Source organism: Flavobacterium sp. LK-23 (assembly GCF_058135255.1).
In genome coordinates this window covers 337,187-353,685 of sequence record NZ_JBYUVT010000002.1, presented here as the reverse complement: position 1 = coordinate 353,685, position 16,499 = coordinate 337,187, and the positions used below count along the sequence as shown (strand labels likewise).

Genomic DNA, 16,499 nt, shown 5'->3' with positions numbered 1-16,499 from the left:
TATTTTCCAATGTTCTGATACCCTGACTTGAAAAAGGAAAAAGTATTAATTAAAGGTATCCTTTCTCGAAGTTAGGTGTTTTAGATAGCTAAGTATTTTTTATATTTGTCTTTGGATCATAGGAAACAAACATGTTGATATAAATATTTCTCGATACCCTTAGCACTATTGGAAATAAAATAGTCAGTGTTACTATAATGGCAATAAACGATGTTTTTATACTTGAATTAAAGAAAAAAAATGAGATAATGAAACTAGCAATACCCAGAGCAACGTTCAGTGCATAACTTACATACATTGCCCCATAAAAAAAAGAAGGCTCTATTTGATATTTTAGCCCACAGTGGCTGCATTTCTCATGCATTTTGAGAACAGAACCTAAATGTAGTAGATTTTTATCCAAATACATATTCTCATTTTGACATTTAGGACAACTTCCTGTTAAAATACTGTTTAATTTTGATCCTTTTTTCATTTCTTATATATGATTTTAAGCCCAAATTGATGAGCTATGTTGTTAATTTAAAGCTTTCTGATAGCTAGTAAAAGGTCCAGGTTATTTATCTTCGTACTCTTTTCTTTCTATAATTAGGGGTACAGGTATTACCCGGACAATCCCCCTTGAGTAAAAAAGCAAACAGCCCCAATACAATTCCCATAATACTGATATAGGTGTTTTTTTCAATAATTCCCATCGCGATTAAAAGTATTGCGAAAATTAACTTTGCATATACCATTAAAGGTAAATTTCTAAAATATTTCAGCATATTCTTTGTTTTTTAGAGGTCTGTTTTCGATCTTTAGTTATAGTGTCATATCTCTGGTTTTCCACTCTCTTTAGCGTAAATCTTTACAACTCTGCTTTATCCTTATAATGGATAGGAGCAGCAGTATCTTCATTTTCTATGTTCTTGGAGATAAAGTTATCAGATAGCAATCTAGCCGTGTCACGGCCACTTGTAATGCCTGCTGGTCAAAACAGGTATATACTATTTGGAACATTCCTTTTTTAGTATGTCCAAAACCTAACCAGGGAGTTAATAGCATGGTACACATTTTTAGATGCTTCAAAGTAGAGTTCAAAGTCTGGTCTTAATACCGTATTATAAGCGCGATTGCCTCTTAGGGATACAAATGATAAATCTGACATTGGGTTTACAGGAATTATAAATTAATAGTAAAAAATCTTGAATAGCACAAGGCTCAAGACAGTAAAACTTAGTTTTCTGTCTTGAGCGTTATGAATGTACAGTACTAAATTAAAATTTAGTTTTGCCCTGCTAAAAGCCCCCCGTCTACAGTCCAGGTCGCACCGGTTACCCAGCTTGTCTGATCAGAAAGCAGGAAGTAAATTGTTTTTGCTACATCTTCGGGTTGTCCAACACCTCCTAATGGATGGTAAACATCAAATGCTGCAAGGTTTTCAGCAATTTTATCTTCCTCCATAAATGTTTTGAAAATAGGAGTAACCACAAAACCTGGGTTAACCGAATTAATTCTGATTTTGTATTCAGCTAATTCGATAGCCAATTGTTTGGTTAATGCTACTAGTCCTGCTTTTCCTACCATGTAAGAAGATGCTGGTCCGGCTTTAATGGCATGATGCATCAGAGCAGCACCAATATTCACTACAGAACCACCATTGTTGTTCTCTTTCATTATTTTTGCAGCTGCCTGTGTGATAAAAAAGAATGCTTTAGTGTAAGTTTGAAAGCTGTCATAGTCTTTCTCTGTATGATCCAGGAATGAAACAGGGGTGTAGTGTCCTGCGCTGTTTACCAAATATTTCAAATTAGGCAATTCTTTTTTCAGGTTACTGTTAAATGCATCAACTGCTGCCATATCAGATAAATCAAGGGCATATATTTTTACTTTTCCACCTTTACCCTCTAATTCTGCTTTTGCTTTATTTAGACTCTCCACACTTCTTCCAACAAGTGCTACTTCAATTCCTTTTTCAATTAGTAACTCTGCTGTGGATTTTCCTATTCCGGTTGAGCCACCAACTATTAATGATTGTTCCATTTTAATATTTTTTATATGTTATTTTAATTCTTTTAAAGACAATTGTTTTGAGTGGAATCAATACGTGCTATTAAGCTTGGTATGTAAATTGATAATTTTTTACAATTTCAGGATTCAGACTGCTTCCTACGTGACATAGGTTTTTTGCAGAATCTTCCATGATTTCTTTTTGCTCAGCAGTATAATCTTTATCAAAAAATATCTTGATATTGATTGTTCCCACTCTATTGCCATCGGCATGCATTTCATAAGAAAGTTCGCTTCTTGAACTATTTACCTCGAAATCTTTTTTTCTTGCGTAAAAATCAACTGTTGCCAACATGCAGCTTGCATAAGAGCCCATTAAAAGATCAATAGGTCCAAATTTAGGATCTACTTTGATTGGATCATTGCTAAGCGGTGAATTTGTTTTCGATACGTATCGACCTTCGTAAGTCGTTTCTATTAGTTTCATCATTTTGTTATAATTTTTATTGTTATTAATTTTTTATTTTTAGTTCTGAGCTTAAATACTGCAGCCGTCAATTCCGCACATATTACCGTTAGATTCTTCTGATAGATTAACGATGCTTTCCTGATAGGTCTGTGTAAGTGCTTTTACAAAAAGCTCAATAGGCTGTGCTCCGGAAATGCCGTATTTATTATCTAAAAGATAGTAAGGGACCCCGGAAATACCCAGGTTTTTTGCTTCCATAATATCCTGTTTGACCTGATAATCATAGTGGTCTTCAGTTAAAATCTTTCTGGCTTTTTCTTTGTCTAAGCCTAATTCTTCGGCTAATGAAACTAGAAACTCTACATCTGCAATGTTTTTACCATTAACAAAATGCGCTTCAAACAAAGCCTCTTCCATTGCATCGGCTTTATTGTATTCTTTAGCCAGATGCAATAATTTGTGCGCTGTGAAAGTCTCCGCAGCAATGGTGATATCCTGATTGAATGTGATCCCGGCCACTTTTCCCATTTCTTTTAATTGCTGTTGAAATTGCTTCAACTGAGGTTCGGAAAAACCTTTACGATTCATAAAATATTCATTGATACTCATCTTTCCTGAGTTCTCTTTCAAATCAGGATCTAACTGAAAACTTTTCCATTCTACTTCTACTTGACTTTTAAATGGAGAATTGTCCAGTGCTTTCTCAAAATTTTTCTTTGCTATGTAGCAGAAAGGACACATTATATCTGACCAAACTTGTATTTTCATTTTCTTGTTTTTTTAATAGTTAATTAAATATTTTCATTGCCTATTTTGCGAGTTTCTTCCCATCAGCTAATAGGAATTATTGCATTTCTTTTCCCTATTTGAATAACTTGACCCTTTGCACTCATTATCTGAAACTGTTGTGATAATATGTGATATTTTTTTTCATCTTTTGGTTTTGATTAATTTGAATCAAACATGGCCATCAATGATTTGTTTTATGTAATTCAATGACAAAGGTATAGTGTATAAAGAGACCGGAAAATGGATAAAATTGAAAAAACATGGTACTTATTGGTAAAGGATTGCTGGACTATTTAGAAAATTTCTAGAATATTAAACAAAGAGGGATTCAGTATACAAGCCAGTGAATTCTCGCAAGACGAGCTAGTGCAAAATCTTTGTCTAATATTTATGGAACAATTACAAGTCTGTTTATCATTTAAATAACCTGGAGTATCGATCGGGAAAATGAGCCCAGGAGCTGTTCTTTAGCAAAATAACTTGAATATTTACAGGCTAAAAAATTACAATTAAAAAGCAAAAACGATGCATTTGCTATTTATTACAAAGTTTTGTCGCCTTTTATATTGCTCTAAAATGAGCTTTAAAGAGGGCATATCCCATAATATAGGCTGGCGCTTAAAAAACCAGAGTATGATATCCTTTATCCTCCAGTTCAAACATATATATCAAAGCGTTTGGAGTAATGCTAATTCGTTTGTCAAGTTTTGATTTGTCAACTTTTAGAATGTCCAGGGCATATTCACAAATAACCAATTTGGCCCCTGTCTTTTCTATCCTGTCAATGATTTTTATTAACTCTTGATTCTCAATGATTTCTTTTGCTAAAATACCCACTATTACAATTTCAAAAGTTAATCCGTTTTCCTTAAGTTTTAACAATTCTATAGTTTCTGCAGTTGCTTTAAAATGATTAACGTCTGAAACCATAACTGCCAGTTTCTTGTTAGAGCCGTGGTATTCTACTTTGTTTCCTAATGTCTGGGTTTGCGCATTACTGTAGCTTGAATTGAAAATTAGAACTGTTAATAAAATTAATGTTAATAAAAAATTTGTTTTCATTTTAAAATATTTTAGTGTGATTGAAAAAACATAACGCTCAATAAGAAACCGTAGCCTTAAAACAGGCCTCTTTTATAAGATTGCTTTTGATCCGGCTTGGGCTACTGTGTGGTCATCTTCTAAGCTGCCACCACTTACGCCAATTGCCCCAATTACTATACCTGCTGAATTTTTAATTACTACGCCACCGGCAAAAGTTATTAGACCTCCATTGCTGTGCTCCAGATTAAAGAAAGGTCCGTCTGGTTTTACTAATGGAGTCAATGTTGCAGTGTCCATTTGTAACAAAGCTGATGTTTTTGCCTTTTTAATAGAAACATCTATAGAGCCAAGCAAAGCATCATCCATTCTGGCCAGTGCAACCAGGTTGGTCCCTGCATCTAAAACAGAGATAACCATTTTAGTATTTATTTCTATTGATTTTCTTTTTGCAGCTGCTATAACTCTTTCTGCTTGTTCTAATGTAATATCCATTTTTTTTATTTTTTATAATTTTATCCTAATTAAAGACTATCCAGTACTGCTTTATGTTATTATAAGATGGTATTTATTCTATTTGAAGATGTTGATTCAAATTATCTTTATACAAAACAATCTTTGGCGATCAAAGCAGCTGATTCGAGTGCTTTTGAAGCATCTTTTTCGGCATCCGGGTTGACCAGATTACCTAAAAATTTAATTGGATAGATATCTTTAATCCCTACCAGTCCAAGCCACCAGTTTACATAAGAAACCTGAAAGTCCAGGCCAAGTTCAGCAGGTACACCGGGACTATACACCCCTGAGGTGTATATTACACAGGCTTTTTTATCTTTCAGTAAAGGAAAGTAACCCTCAGGCCCAAAACCAAAAGTTAAACCGGGTTGTGAAACAGTATCTATATAGTGCTTTAATACCCAGGGAATCCCGCCATTCCACATTGGAACAGTAATGAGATACTCATCTGCCGATGAAAACCGCTCTGTAACCTCAACCACTTTGTCCCAGGAAGATTTTAACTCTTCATTGAGAGTACCATCTCCAAAAAAAGTCATCTTGGCAGCAGCTTTATCTCCATCAAATGTTGGGATAGTATCATCCCAAAGATTTAATTCATCAATAATAGCATCAGGATTTGATAATTTGTATTGTTTTAAAAATTCCTGAGCAATAGCCCCTGATTTAGATTTCTCTTTTCTTGGTGAGCTGATAATGTGCAATAGTTTTTTCATTTTTTTTGGTTTTGATTAATTCTGATTAAACATGTTCATTAATTATTTTTCCTAATTCACCAGCGGGCACCATACCTGTTTGCTGCCATTTTAACTTTCCTTTTTTTAAAAGCATAGTGGTAGGTACGGTTCTTATTTCAAATAACTTCACCAAATCCGGGTTCTGGTCAATATCTATTCTTTCATAATGAATCACTTCTCCATATTTTGAGAGAACCTGGTCTAAATCTGGTTTCATTGCTATACAAGGAGGGCACCATGTAGCGTGAAAGTTGATCATTGTTAATTGATCGGACTCTATTTTATTTGCTAAATTCATTGTTTTTTATATTTTAAAATTAGTAACAACAGCAATCGTTTTTAATTAGTGGATTGCTGTTGTTTCTTAAAATTAAACGATTGCTTTTAACCCCCTGTCAATAGTGATTTTTACAGGATTTGCAATTGTATTGTATCCCGGAGATATTTTTCGAACGTGTTCTGCAATAGCATCATAATCTTCCTGAGTACCACTTCCTTTAACTAGAAAATTGAATTTTAATGCTTCGAAACCAATACTTGCATCGGGGCTTACTTCAAGAAATCCTCTTAAATCAAGTTCTCCTGCAATGGTAAGGGAAACACTTTCCAATTCTATACCTTTTACTGTTGCTCCTGCAACAAATCCCACCATCATACATCCTGCAAGGCCACCTAAGATATAATCCTGTGGATTAGGATGAAGATTATTTCCTAGCAACTCTTGAGGCTCATCGATTAAATACTTAAACTCTTTTGCTACAAGAGTACTGCCTATTTTTTTTGGATGCGTAGTAATTTCAGTAGTTACACCGCCCTTCCAGTTTGCGGTAATTGCTAATGCTGCAACGGCTTCACTGGCATCATTTTTAATGACTTCGACATATTGTCCCAGGGCCTCTAAATTGAAATTGTTTATCATGATTATTTTTTTGTTTAATTAATAAGTACAAAGGTATATTGGTAAGAAAGACCTGAAAATGGACAAAAAGGAAAAAAAATGGTACTTATTGGTATGCTATTTTTATCCAAATACAGGATTCTCCCTTAAAGTTTGCCATCATGATCCTGATTTAAAGTATCCATAACTTCTTTAACAAGACGCAGACTTTTTAATTTGTCCTGGTGGTTGTATATTGGAGAGTGAATCATCAATTCGTCCACTCCAAAATCACCGATAAACTCTTTTAGCTCCAGAGCCAGTTTATTTTTACTTCCCACAAAAGAGCAGGCAGTCATTTGGTTGACCTGAAAACGAGCCTGCTCGGTCATTTGATTCATTAGATGGCTTAAGGAATCTACAGGAGGCTGTAAAAACTTTCCGGTATTTTGTACTAAATTTTGAAAAAATTGATACAAACTCGTAGATAATTTTTCGGCCAGCTCATCAGTGTCAGCCGCTATAACATTCACACTAGCAATTGTATAGGGCTGTTTCAGGAATTGGGAAGGTTTGAATGTATCACGATACAATTTAAAAGCTGCCATCATTTGTCTTGGAGCAAAATGCCCCGCAAAGACATATGGTAGTCCTTTAGATGCTGCCAAAGCTGCACTATCTGTACTCGAGCCCAATATCCAAATGGGAACATTCTTGCCTTCGGCAATTGCGGCGCGTACTTTTGCACTGGCATTCTCCGCAGAAAAATAGCTCTGAAGCGCCTCTATATTTTGAGGGAACTGTTGAGATTGCGCGTAGAAATCTTTTTGTATCGCTAAGGCAGTCTGCGTATCAGTTCCAGGGGCCCTGCCTAAACCGAGATCAATCCTGTCAGGATACAGGGTTGCTAATGTTCCAAACTGTTCAGCAAGAATAAGTGGTGAATGATTTGGCAACATAATCCCTCCGGATCCGATTCGGATATCTTTGGTTTGAGAGGCAATATAGGTCATCAATACTATAGTTGCGGTACTTGCCACGTGTGCCATATTATGATGCTCGGCTAACCAAAAGCGTTTATAATCTAATGTATCGCCCAATTGGGCAAGCTCTTTTGTTTTTTCAAATGTGTCACCGGCATCGCTGTCTTGAGCAATCAATGCCAGTTCTAATATAGATATAGGAGTCATAATTTTGTGTTTCTTTAATTGTACTGCAAATTTAGAGCGGACCGGAAGACCTGGAAATGGATGAAATTGAAAAAAGATGGTAATTATTAGTAGCACATTTCAGCAATTAAAGCTCAATATCTACTACTTTTGTTTTTATAAACAAGATTCAGAATACTATTTTTAAAAGTTGGGCATCCATAATAATAAGCAGCAATGAGTAAAGCGATCCATCAAAATATACACGAGTACCATCTTAATTTACATGAACCCGATAAGCAGCAGTTTAAGATCTATGAGATGAACAGCTACTTAAAAGACCATGGTGAAAAAGCAAGCAAACCTCATATTCATAGTTATTACCAGATCATTTGGTTTAAAAAAGGTATAGGAAAACATTACGTTGATTTTAAGGAATATGATGTTACAGATAATTCAATATTTTTTATAGCAAAAAACCAGGTTCATTATTTTGATAACAGTATTGACTATCATGGTGTAATTCTTGTTTTTAATGAATCCTTTATAGTACAAAAAGACAGCGAGGTAGAGTTTTTTCTCAAATGCAATATTTTCAATAATCCCTATCAACGACCGTCTTGTTGTGTTGGAACAAATATGGATGAAATTTTGGACCAGTACCTGAAGTTGATAAATGTAGAGCTGCATCATGAAAATGATTTTGGACAAGGAGAGCTGCTCAGAATGTATTTAAGGTCTTTTTTAGTGCAGGTACAGCGCATTAAAATAGAATCAGAAAAAACTATCGGCGAAGCTTCTTTTTATGTCGACGAAAAAAAGATGCTATTAATACATTTTAATAATTTGATTGACGAGCATTATAAAAATGGATTGACTGTTGGCAAGTATGCAGAAAAGTTACTTATATCGGCCAGGACATTATCGGATCTTACCAACCAGTTACTTGGAAAAAGCCCGTCTTTGATGATACAGGAAAGGATTGTTCTTGAAGCCAAACGCCTTTTACTCCATTCTAAACTGCATATAAACGAGATTGGCTATAATCTTGGATTCGAAGATCCGTCTTACTTTGTCAAATACTTTAAAAAGCATACAAAAATGTCTCCCACAGAATTTAAAAAATCTATTTCTTAAGAGCTTTCTAATAGATACAGTTTTTTATTTGTAGTATGATATAATGGTAGATTTTGCCGAGCAAATATTCCATAACCAGAGTATTAATAGTACTGATAAGATTATATCGCCATACATGATGTACACACACTATATCAATAAATCATTGTTAGTAACTAATATGTAGTATTTATGAATCCTTCTGTAATTATATCTCTGCCTAATTCAGCTGATGCAAATGGGATAGAACCTGTATCGCTGATGTATTACCATTCAGATGTCGGCAGTGTTAATAGCCGAATTAACTTGAAGCAAAATTTATTCAGTTTTTTACTCGAGGGGCAAAAAAGTGTGCAATATGCAGGAACCCAGATAAAAATTGACACAAATGAATTTTTACTGCTTTCGGCTGGCAACTGTCTGATGAGTGAAAAAAATGTGGGACCTAGTGGGAATTACGGCAGTATATTGCTCTTTTTCGATAATAAACTATTAACTGATTTTTTCCTGCGCAGAACCCAAAGGCCTCATTCCCTGGAGCGTAAAAACAATCTTACACCCATTGTGAAGTTCGAAAAAGATCCTTTTCTTATAAACTACATTAATTCTCTAAGTTTTATGCTGAGCTCAAATCTGCCATTATCCTCTGAGATGCGAAAGCTCAAACTTGAGGAGATACTGCTTCACTTAAGTGAATACTATCCTGAAAAAATTCAGCAGCTTCGTGGTTTAAGTTTTGAAGCTAATGAGGATCTGCTGATTCGTCAGGTTATTACAGATGCTATTGACAATACGATGACTGTCGAGGAGATGGCATTTCTATGTCATATGAGCCTCTCTACTTTTAAACGTCGTTTTGCTATTATTTTTGGTACCTCACCAAATAAATGGCTGCTGGAAAAAAAAATGCAAAAAGCAGCTCAATTGCTGAAACAGGGAGATTTTAAGGTAAACGAATTATATTTTGAACTTGGTTATGAGAACTTGTCGAGCTTTATTCAGTCGTTTAAGTTATTTCATGGAGTAACACCCAAACAATTCCAGTTATCAAATTGAACTTTTATAAATACTTTTGATCATCAGTGTGAAAAGGTTTTTACCTTTTTTTAAAATAATATCTGAAAAAGAAAAAAAGGTAATGGTGACAGTAACGAAAACATAGCCGATTAAACCAAACAGCGTAATGATTTACAAAGGAATAACAAACGAATATTTACAATTAGAAAATATACAGAGCAATAATTGTTTTGTACAAAAAGATGCTATTGAAAGTTCCCTGACTTTTCTTTGGTTTGAGGATGACAGCAACAAAATTATTATTGATGGTATTGATTACCAATTTAATAAAAATCAAATCGTATGCTTAACAGAATTTCATAAAGTAGATATTTCAAATGTATGTAAAGCTAAAATGATTCGCTTTAACAGGTCCTTTTATTGTATAGTTGATCATGACAGCGAGTTAGGCTGCAAAGGAATTTTATTTTTTGGCGCATCACAATTACCAATACTGAATATTCCTGATATGGAAATAGAAAAATTTCAGGCCATTTGGAAAATGTTTGAAATAGAATTACAGTCTAAAGAGGAGCATCAACTTGAAATGTTGCAACTGCTGCTGAAGCGTTTTGTGATTATGTGCACAAGGATTTTTAAATCACAGGAAAAATACACTGCAATAGCCGATAATCAAATTGACCTTGTCAGAGAGTATAACTTTTTGGTAGAAGAAAACTTTCGGACAAAACATACTGTTGCAGAGTATGCTGCAATGTTAAATAAATCACCTAAAACACTTTCTAATTTATTTTCAAAAATATCAAGTAAAACCCCATTACAGTTTATACAAGACAGGAGAATGTTGGAGGCAAAACGCCTATTGCACCATAGTGATAAAAGTGTAAAGGAAATCGCCTACGAAATTGGTTTTGAAGATTTACAAACCTTTGGCAGGTTTTTTAAAAATGCAGAAGGCATTTCACCAACCGATTTTAAAGAAAAAAAATAGAAGGGAAAAATTACCTACTCTTCGGGCATTGTTACCTAACAATGCCCTTTTTTATTGTCTGAACTTTGCACTATCAAATTATTAATAACAATTAAAATTAAAAAAATGATACAGCAATTAGATAATTCAAATTTTAAGGAAACCATAAATAATAACGAAGTAGTATTAGTCGATTTTTATGCAGATTGGTGCCCTCCTTGTCAGGCTTTACACCCAACATTAGAAACATTAGATATTGAATTTGAGGGAAGGGCTACCATTGCCAAGATCAATGTAGATCAAAATCCTGAGTTGGCACAACAGTTTCAGGTGAGAAGTATTCCTGCTATTTTTTATTTCAAAAATGGACAAATGGTAGAAAAACAGGCAGGGTCATTTTCTAGAAATGTACTTAGCGAGAGTTTAAATTTTCATTTAACAACAAAATAAAAAATGAAAACAGCAATTATATTAGGTGGCAGTAGCGGAATAGGCAAAGCCACAGCACTTCAATTAGCATCACAAGGTGTAGAAGTACACATAGTGGGAATTACCCGATCTAAATTAAACGAGGTAAAAGCTGAAATTGAAAAAACAGGTAAGGTACAAGCTCATCAGGTAGATATTACTAATGTAAATGATTTAGAGAACTTTATTTCAAAAATTGATTCACTGTCAAGAGTAGATTATTTGGTTAACGCTTCGGGTATTTTTGAACCAAAACCTTTTTTAGACCATACAATTTCGGATTATGAGGCGTACTTGAATTTAAACCGTGGTTTCTTTTTTATTACCCAGGCAGTTGCCAGAAAAATGAAAGCAAATGGAGCAGGAAGTATTGTAAATGTAGGTTCTATGTGGGCAAAACAAGCTGTAAAAGCTACCCCGTCTTCAGCTTACTCTATGCAAAAGGCAGGATTGCATTCTTTAACACAGCACCTGGCGATGGAATTGGCAGATTATAACATTAGGGTAAATGCAGTTTCACCCGCAGTTGTAAACACTCCTGTTTATCATGGAGTTTTTGGAGGAAAAGCAGCAGCCGAAAAAGCATTAGAAGGATTTAACGGCTTTCATCCAATAGGAAGAAACGGAACAGCAGATGAAGTTGCCAATGCAATTATATTCTTGCTTTCTGATAAATCAAGTTGGACAACAGGTGCAATTTGGGATGTAGATGGTGGTGTAATGGCCGGTAGAAATTAATTTATTGATTTAAAAATATGGGAAAGAAAATAAACATTAAAAATATTCCAGCAGGTTATCAATCATTTATCAGCAATGGGAAACACTCACTAATTGGTGATGAGCCCCAAACCAGCAAAGGGACAGATCTTGGGTTCTCACCGGAGGACTTTATTTTATCAAGTCTTGCAATGTGCAAAGTGGCTACAGTTCGCTACATTGCCCGTAAAAACAATTGGGAAATTAGAGATGTAGATGGTGAGTTGGAGATGAATGTAAAACGTGGAGAAGACGGGAAATTATCAACCCACATAACAGTTGACATAAAAATTGAAGGTAATATTTCTGAGGAGCAGAAAATAGAACTGCTCAAACATGCTGATGCCTGTTATATTCATAGAATGATTGATGGTCAATGGAATATAGAACAATCCAAAAGTCTAAATTAATTTGATCAACCACACAAAAAAGTTTCTCATTAATTTGGAAAACTTTTTTGCTTTAATAAAAAAAGTACAGCCTCTGGAAGCATTTTGCAAGATAGAGGTTTTTTACCGCTTTATTATACTATACACAAAAAAAACAGATTCATGTACTGTCAAGACTATTGAATTTCAAAATATGTAAACTCAAGTTTTTATTAGAATTGAATATTCTGTTTTCTTCCTTGCTTTGTAGTTCATAAAGTGTATTGTTAAACTGGACGTTTACCAATACTTTTTGAACGTCGCGCCTTATACCATACGCCTTCTTAGGTATTACCTTTGAAAATAATTATTAACTCATAAAATTATGGCAACACCAGCAACAAATGACTTCGTACAAACATTTACTCTAAAGAGTAACCAGATAGGTGGTCAGTTTACAAACAAACAATATGCAAACGCAATGGGTTTTTCCGCAGAAAACTAGTCACCACAGCTTTACTGGGAAAAAGCCCCAATAGAAACACAAAGCTTTGCGGTAACTATATATGATCTGGATGCTCCAACGGGTAGTGGCTTCTGGCACTGGGTAGTTTTCAATATTCGGGAAGATGTGTGAGAACTTCCTTCAGATACAGAGAATAGCATAAAGAATTTACTTCCAAAGGGAGCCCTGCAAACAATACTGATATGGGGACTCCCGGCTATGCAGGGGGCAGCTCCTCCCGAAGGTCGTGCACATCGTTACCTGATTATGGTTTATGCTTTAGCCAAAAATTGGAGCTAGAAAAAACAGCTACTCCGGCATTTGTTGGCTTCAATATGCGTTTTGCTACTCTATCGAAAGCTTCGCTGTTGGTTTACGGCCAAAAAATATAAAAAAACAAGTGCAGAACATTTCCCCGTAATAAACCAGAAATGTTGTAAATTCGTTGGCATTTCCAAAGCAATTAAATCCCATTTATGAAGCAGCCCATAGTAATATCCTTTCCTGATTCGGTCGATTCTAAAAATGTGATGGAACCTGTTTCATTAATGTGTTATAATTCGGATGTAGTGAGTATTAACACCAAGATTAAACTCAGACAAAATTTGTTTAGTTTTTTACTCGAAGGTCAAAAAAGTGTTCACTATGCTGGAACAGAGGTGAGAATTGATCCAAGTGCGTTTTTACTGCTTTCTTCTGGAAACTGCCTGATGAGCGAAAAAATTGCAGCATCAAATGGACGTTACAGAAGTATTCTTTTATTTTTCGACAACAAGCTTCTCACGGATTTCTTTATTCGTCATCCCCATGTGCATAAGGCTTCAAAAAATGAAAATAAGGAAACGCCTTTTCTTATCTTTGAGAAAGATCCGTTTCTGATCAACTTTATTGATTCCCTTGGTTTTATCCTAGGGACAAAAAAGCCCTTATCCTCTGAAATGCAAAAGCTCAAACTTGAAGAATTATTGCTTTACCTTAGCCAACAATATCCCGAAAAAATTCAGCAGCTTCGTAATTTAGGTTATAAAGCTGATGAGGATCTTTTAATCCGTCAGGCTATTACAGGTAGTATTGACAATGTTGTAACTGTAGAGGAATTGGCATTCTTGTGTCATATGAGCCTGTCTACCTTTAAACGACGTTTTATGAAAATCTACAGTACTTCGCCTAATAAATGGCTGCTTGAAAAAAGAATGCAAAAAGCGGCCCAATTGCTAAAAGAGGGTGACCTTAAGGCAAGTGAAATATATTGTGAACTTGGATATGAGAATTTATCGAGCTTTATTCAATCCTTTAAACAAATTTATGGGATAACACCCAAGCAATATCAGTTAGCGAATTGAAACTTTTATGTACTTTTATTCTTAGGGTTATAGGTTGGCCTATTTTCTTAAATAAGTATTATAAGTTTTGGGTAGGGAGAAAAAAATTAGAAAGGCTTGCAGATTTTGAACTGCAAGCCTTTTTGATTTAACAAAATTATCTTTTTATAAATTTTAATGTGGAAGAGGTTTCTGCTGATCTGACAGTGCAGAGATACATACCCGGCGATAATGCAGCTACGTTAACTGATACTTTCTGGTTAGAGGCAGCATTTTTGCAGGAAATAACTTTTTCTCCATTTAGGGAATAAATATCTACCGCTGTATCATGGTCAGAAGTATCAAGTAAGTCAATATTGAGCATATCATTAACCAGTGTTGGGTATAATTTTGCATTATTTATAGCATAATCTTTCACCGCTAAACTAGAGCAGGAATTTGAAATTACGCCTGCTGTGGAGACCTGTAATGTCGCTCCTGCACCGCAATTTTGGTTTGTAACAGAAGAAGATACATCATTTACGGGCATTACGGTGTAGGGGTAACTTGGTTTTGCAGGCGCCGTTCCCGAATCCAAACCTGTAACAGCCACTGGGGCAGCTCCTTTTGTACAGCCGTCAAATTTTACTGTGATGCTTCCTCCGTCTGCCGGATAAGAGGTGTAGATTGAGGCTATCTGTTCAAAGTTTGAATTTTCTATATAACAGGAGGTATTATTATTTCCGCCTCCCAATCCAATAGCTTTTGATGAGGCAACACTGGTTTTGTAAAAACAATTCAGGATATGCAATTGTGCATTTCTGGCCCTTGGCATTCTTTCCTTACAGCCTTCTGCCCAATAGCAGTTTTTAAAGGTTACACTATAGTTTCCGTCAGCTGGATAATCAGTGGCGGATGATCCGATTAAGTCTGTAAAACGATGGTCATTAGTTCCGCCCGAACCGCCCGGTGTCGGAGTTTTTAGATAGGTGAATTTGCACCATGAAATACTGACATTGTCGGCTTTGCCTTTGTTATCAAAATTGCCATCCATACCGTCCTGAAATTCGCAGTGGTCTACCCAGATATTGGTAGCTTCATTGGTCAGGTTATCCTTACCGTCCACGTCATATGCCCCGGGACCTTCAAAAATAAGATTTCTTATAATTACATTATTGGATCCGGGTTTTATATTAATAATCCCGGAATTTGCAGCAGATGCTGCTGAGTTGCCGAGCGTTATTTGAAGGTTTCTAAGTTTGGCCCCCGGTAAACCCAATATGGTTTTATTGTTAAGCAGTACACTGGTGTAAGGGCAGTCAATAATGCCGGAAACCAAAATTACACTAGTTGCAGCGGCTGTTGAGTTAAGCGCGCTTTCTAATTTGGCATAGCTATCAACCAAAACAGTATTAGATGCAGTGGGAGTTCCTCCACCTGTTGCAGCTGCCCCAAATCCCTCAGGACTTGTCGTATAATAATTTTGAGCTTCAGCATGATGACCGATCAATAAAGAGAGACATAAGAGTAATAATTTTTTCATTGTTTTAAAAGTTTGTAAGCTTAATAGATTTGAGGTGAAAAACAGTAGCAATATTAAGTAAAATAATTTTGGTAAGCCCTAAACAATATTACTTAAAGAAACTGAACGTTTAGCAATACTTTTTGAACGTCAGACCTTACATCATCCGTCTTGTTAGGTTCTACCTTTGAAAAATAATTATTAACTCATAAAATTATGGTAAGATCAGCAACAAATGACTTCGAACAATCATTTACTTTAAAGAGTAACGAACTAGGTGGTCAGTTTACGAACAAACAATATGCAAACGGAATGGGATTTTCCGGAGAAAACAAGTCACCACAGCTTTACTGGGAGAATGCGCCCAAAGAAACTCAAAGCTTTGCAGTTACGATATATGATCTGGATGCCCCAACCGGTAGTGGTTTCTGGCACTGGGTAGTTTTTAATATTCCAGCCAATATACACGAACTACAGTCCGATGCAGGAGATGCTTCAAAAAATTTACTTCCTCAGGGTACTGTGCAAAGCAATACTGATATGGGTACTCCTGGCTATATAGGTGCAGCTCCACCGGCAGGTCCGGCACATCGTTACCTTATTACGGTTTATGCCCTGAGCCAAAAATTGGAATTAGAAACAACGGCTACTCCCGCATTTGTAGGCTTCAATATGCATTTTGCTACTTTATCTAAAGCTTCGCTGCTGGTTTACGGACAAAAACAATAAGTAATTAGAGATTGGGAAACTATGGACAAAGCCCATTTAGGTTAACTGATATTGGTGGCTAGTCATTTAGCGTATTTTTTTTGGGAATTTTCATCATGAGCCTAAATAGCAAAAGTACTGAAAGTCCTTTTGAAAGCGGTGTTCATAGTGTACCAACTTCCATAAGTAAAACTATTTA

Annotated in this window: 20 protein-coding genes; 9 read left to right on the top strand and 11 right to left on the bottom strand. The window is 35.4% G+C overall.

All coding sequences use genetic code 11. From position 1 onward, the window contains the following. Positions 1-88: 88 nt before the first annotated feature. From AC3Y25_RS04990 to AC3Y25_RS04945, 10 genes are all read right to left on the bottom strand, one after another. On the bottom strand, positions 89-475 hold the full coding sequence (locus AC3Y25_RS04990) for a DUF983 domain-containing protein (protein ID WP_489901981.1): 387 nt from the start codon (positions 473-475) through the stop codon (positions 89-91). A 791-nt stretch (positions 476-1,266) separates the two neighbouring features. Next, complete coding sequence (locus AC3Y25_RS04985) at positions 1,267-2,025, bottom strand: SDR family NAD(P)-dependent oxidoreductase (protein ID WP_489901980.1); 759 nt, start codon at positions 2,023-2,025, stop codon at positions 1,267-1,269. 70 nt (positions 2,026-2,095) lie between these two features. Continuing rightward, positions 2,096-2,482, bottom strand: coding sequence for an OsmC family protein (locus AC3Y25_RS04980; RefSeq protein ID WP_489901979.1), 387 nt, complete (start codon positions 2,480-2,482; stop codon positions 2,096-2,098). Positions 2,483-2,530: 48 nt separating this feature from the next. After that, positions 2,531-3,229, bottom strand: a complete 699-nt coding sequence (locus tag AC3Y25_RS04975) for a DsbA family oxidoreductase (RefSeq protein ID WP_489901978.1) — start codon at positions 3,227-3,229, stop codon at positions 2,531-2,533. Between the two features lie 639 nt (positions 3,230-3,868). Continuing rightward, the gene (locus AC3Y25_RS04970) at positions 3,869-4,312 is read right to left on the bottom strand and encodes a hypothetical protein (protein WP_489901977.1); all 444 of its coding nucleotides are present in this window, start codon (positions 4,310-4,312) and stop codon (positions 3,869-3,871) included. A 72-nt stretch (positions 4,313-4,384) separates the two neighbouring features. Next, the gene (locus tag AC3Y25_RS04965) at positions 4,385-4,786 is read right to left on the bottom strand and encodes a GlcG/HbpS family heme-binding protein (protein WP_489901976.1); all 402 of its coding nucleotides are present in this window, start codon (positions 4,784-4,786) and stop codon (positions 4,385-4,387) included. A gap of 107 nt (positions 4,787-4,893) precedes the next feature. Further along, complete coding sequence (locus AC3Y25_RS04960; protein WP_489901975.1) at positions 4,894-5,523, bottom strand: FMN-dependent NADH-azoreductase; 630 nt, start codon at positions 5,521-5,523, stop codon at positions 4,894-4,896. 25 nt (positions 5,524-5,548) lie between these two features. Beyond that, positions 5,549-5,842: a thioredoxin family protein gene (locus AC3Y25_RS04955; protein WP_489901974.1), complete on the bottom strand. Its 294-nt coding sequence runs from the start codon at positions 5,840-5,842 to the stop codon at positions 5,549-5,551. Positions 5,843-5,914: 72 nt separating this feature from the next. Next, entirely contained in the window at positions 5,915-6,463 is a 549-nt protein-coding gene (locus AC3Y25_RS04950) for an OsmC family protein (RefSeq protein WP_489901973.1), read from the bottom strand. Between the two features lie 125 nt (positions 6,464-6,588). Continuing rightward, positions 6,589-7,611 (bottom strand): LLM class flavin-dependent oxidoreductase, encoded by a 1,023-nt coding sequence (locus AC3Y25_RS04945; RefSeq protein ID WP_489901972.1) that lies wholly within the window; start codon positions 7,609-7,611, stop codon positions 6,589-6,591. A gap of 195 nt (positions 7,612-7,806) precedes the next feature. Between AC3Y25_RS04945 and AC3Y25_RS04940 the strand changes: the two genes are divergently transcribed. From AC3Y25_RS04940 to AC3Y25_RS04905, 8 genes are all read left to right on the top strand, one after another. Continuing rightward, positions 7,807-8,706, top strand: a complete 900-nt coding sequence (locus AC3Y25_RS04940) for a helix-turn-helix domain-containing protein (protein ID WP_489901971.1) — start codon at positions 7,807-7,809, stop codon at positions 8,704-8,706. Positions 8,707-8,877: 171 nt separating this feature from the next. Further along, positions 8,878-9,741 (top strand): helix-turn-helix domain-containing protein, encoded by an 864-nt coding sequence (locus AC3Y25_RS04935; protein ID WP_489901970.1) that lies wholly within the window; start codon positions 8,878-8,880, stop codon positions 9,739-9,741. A gap of 127 nt (positions 9,742-9,868) precedes the next feature. Further along, positions 9,869-10,693 (top strand): AraC family transcriptional regulator, encoded by an 825-nt coding sequence (locus AC3Y25_RS04930; protein WP_489901969.1) that lies wholly within the window; start codon positions 9,869-9,871, stop codon positions 10,691-10,693. A 105-nt stretch (positions 10,694-10,798) separates the two neighbouring features. Then, positions 10,799-11,122 carry a thioredoxin gene (gene trxA / locus AC3Y25_RS04925; protein ID WP_489901968.1) on the top strand — a complete coding sequence of 108 codons (324 nt, stop codon included), beginning with the start codon at positions 10,799-10,801 and terminating at the stop codon, positions 11,120-11,122. A 3-nt stretch (positions 11,123-11,125) separates the two neighbouring features. Next, on the top strand, positions 11,126-11,878 hold the full coding sequence (locus AC3Y25_RS04920) for an SDR family NAD(P)-dependent oxidoreductase (RefSeq protein WP_489901967.1): 753 nt from the start codon (positions 11,126-11,128) through the stop codon (positions 11,876-11,878). A gap of 17 nt (positions 11,879-11,895) precedes the next feature. Beyond that, positions 11,896-12,306, top strand: coding sequence for an OsmC family protein (locus tag AC3Y25_RS04915; RefSeq protein WP_489901966.1), 411 nt, complete (start codon positions 11,896-11,898; stop codon positions 12,304-12,306). Positions 12,307-12,799: 493 nt separating this feature from the next. Then, on the top strand, positions 12,800-12,901 hold the full coding sequence (locus tag AC3Y25_RS04910) for a hypothetical protein (RefSeq protein WP_489902047.1): 102 nt from the start codon (positions 12,800-12,802) through the stop codon (positions 12,899-12,901). Positions 12,902-13,245: 344 nt separating this feature from the next. Next, positions 13,246-14,112 carry a helix-turn-helix domain-containing protein gene (locus AC3Y25_RS04905; RefSeq protein WP_489901965.1) on the top strand — a complete coding sequence of 289 codons (867 nt, stop codon included), beginning with the start codon at positions 13,246-13,248 and terminating at the stop codon, positions 14,110-14,112. Between the two features lie 136 nt (positions 14,113-14,248). Here AC3Y25_RS04905 and AC3Y25_RS04900 read toward each other — a convergent pair whose 3' ends face one another. Further along, positions 14,249-15,613 (bottom strand): T9SS type A sorting domain-containing protein, encoded by a 1,365-nt coding sequence (locus AC3Y25_RS04900; protein ID WP_489901964.1) that lies wholly within the window; start codon positions 15,611-15,613, stop codon positions 14,249-14,251. Positions 15,614-15,808: 195 nt separating this feature from the next. Between AC3Y25_RS04900 and AC3Y25_RS04895 the strand changes: the two genes are divergently transcribed. Next, entirely contained in the window at positions 15,809-16,321 is a 513-nt protein-coding gene (locus tag AC3Y25_RS04895) for a YbhB/YbcL family Raf kinase inhibitor-like protein (RefSeq protein WP_489901963.1), read from the top strand. Positions 16,322-16,499: the final 178 nt, after the last annotated feature.

Excerpts from the sequence above, each read along its gene's own strand:
- AC3Y25_RS04990 (WP_489901981.1), bottom strand. The coding sequence starts at position 475 with ATGAAAAAAGGATCAAAATTAAACAGTATTTTAACAGGAAGTTGTCCT.
- AC3Y25_RS04985 (WP_489901980.1), bottom strand. The coding sequence starts at position 2,025 with ATGGAACAATCATTAATAGTTGGTGGCTCAACCGGAATAGGAAAATCC.
- AC3Y25_RS04980 (WP_489901979.1), bottom strand. The coding sequence starts at position 2,482 with ATGATGAAACTAATAGAAACGACTTACGAAGGTCGATACGTATCGAAA.
- AC3Y25_RS04975 (WP_489901978.1), bottom strand. The coding sequence starts at position 3,229 with ATGAAAATACAAGTTTGGTCAGATATAATGTGTCCTTTCTGCTACATA.
- AC3Y25_RS04970 (WP_489901977.1), bottom strand. The coding sequence starts at position 4,312 with ATGAAAACAAATTTTTTATTAACATTAATTTTATTAACAGTTCTAATT.
- AC3Y25_RS04965 (WP_489901976.1), bottom strand. The coding sequence starts at position 4,786 with ATGGATATTACATTAGAACAAGCAGAAAGAGTTATAGCAGCTGCAAAA.
- AC3Y25_RS04960 (WP_489901975.1), bottom strand. The coding sequence starts at position 5,523 with ATGAAAAAACTATTGCACATTATCAGCTCACCAAGAAAAGAGAAATCT.
- AC3Y25_RS04955 (WP_489901974.1), bottom strand. The coding sequence starts at position 5,842 with ATGAATTTAGCAAATAAAATAGAGTCCGATCAATTAACAATGATCAAC.
- AC3Y25_RS04950 (WP_489901973.1), bottom strand. The coding sequence starts at position 6,463 with ATGATAAACAATTTCAATTTAGAGGCCCTGGGACAATATGTCGAAGTC.
- AC3Y25_RS04945 (WP_489901972.1), bottom strand. The coding sequence starts at position 7,611 with ATGACTCCTATATCTATATTAGAACTGGCATTGATTGCTCAAGACAGC.
- AC3Y25_RS04940 (WP_489901971.1), top strand. The coding sequence starts at position 7,807 with ATGAGTAAAGCGATCCATCAAAATATACACGAGTACCATCTTAATTTA.
- AC3Y25_RS04935 (WP_489901970.1), top strand. The coding sequence starts at position 8,878 with ATGAATCCTTCTGTAATTATATCTCTGCCTAATTCAGCTGATGCAAAT.
- AC3Y25_RS04930 (WP_489901969.1), top strand. The coding sequence starts at position 9,869 with ATGATTTACAAAGGAATAACAAACGAATATTTACAATTAGAAAATATA.
- trxA (WP_489901968.1), top strand. The coding sequence starts at position 10,799 with ATGATACAGCAATTAGATAATTCAAATTTTAAGGAAACCATAAATAAT.
- AC3Y25_RS04920 (WP_489901967.1), top strand. The coding sequence starts at position 11,126 with ATGAAAACAGCAATTATATTAGGTGGCAGTAGCGGAATAGGCAAAGCC.
- AC3Y25_RS04915 (WP_489901966.1), top strand. The coding sequence starts at position 11,896 with ATGGGAAAGAAAATAAACATTAAAAATATTCCAGCAGGTTATCAATCA.
- AC3Y25_RS04905 (WP_489901965.1), top strand. The coding sequence starts at position 13,246 with ATGAAGCAGCCCATAGTAATATCCTTTCCTGATTCGGTCGATTCTAAA.
- AC3Y25_RS04900 (WP_489901964.1), bottom strand. The coding sequence starts at position 15,613 with ATGAAAAAATTATTACTCTTATGTCTCTCTTTATTGATCGGTCATCAT.
- AC3Y25_RS04895 (WP_489901963.1), top strand. The coding sequence starts at position 15,809 with ATGGTAAGATCAGCAACAAATGACTTCGAACAATCATTTACTTTAAAG.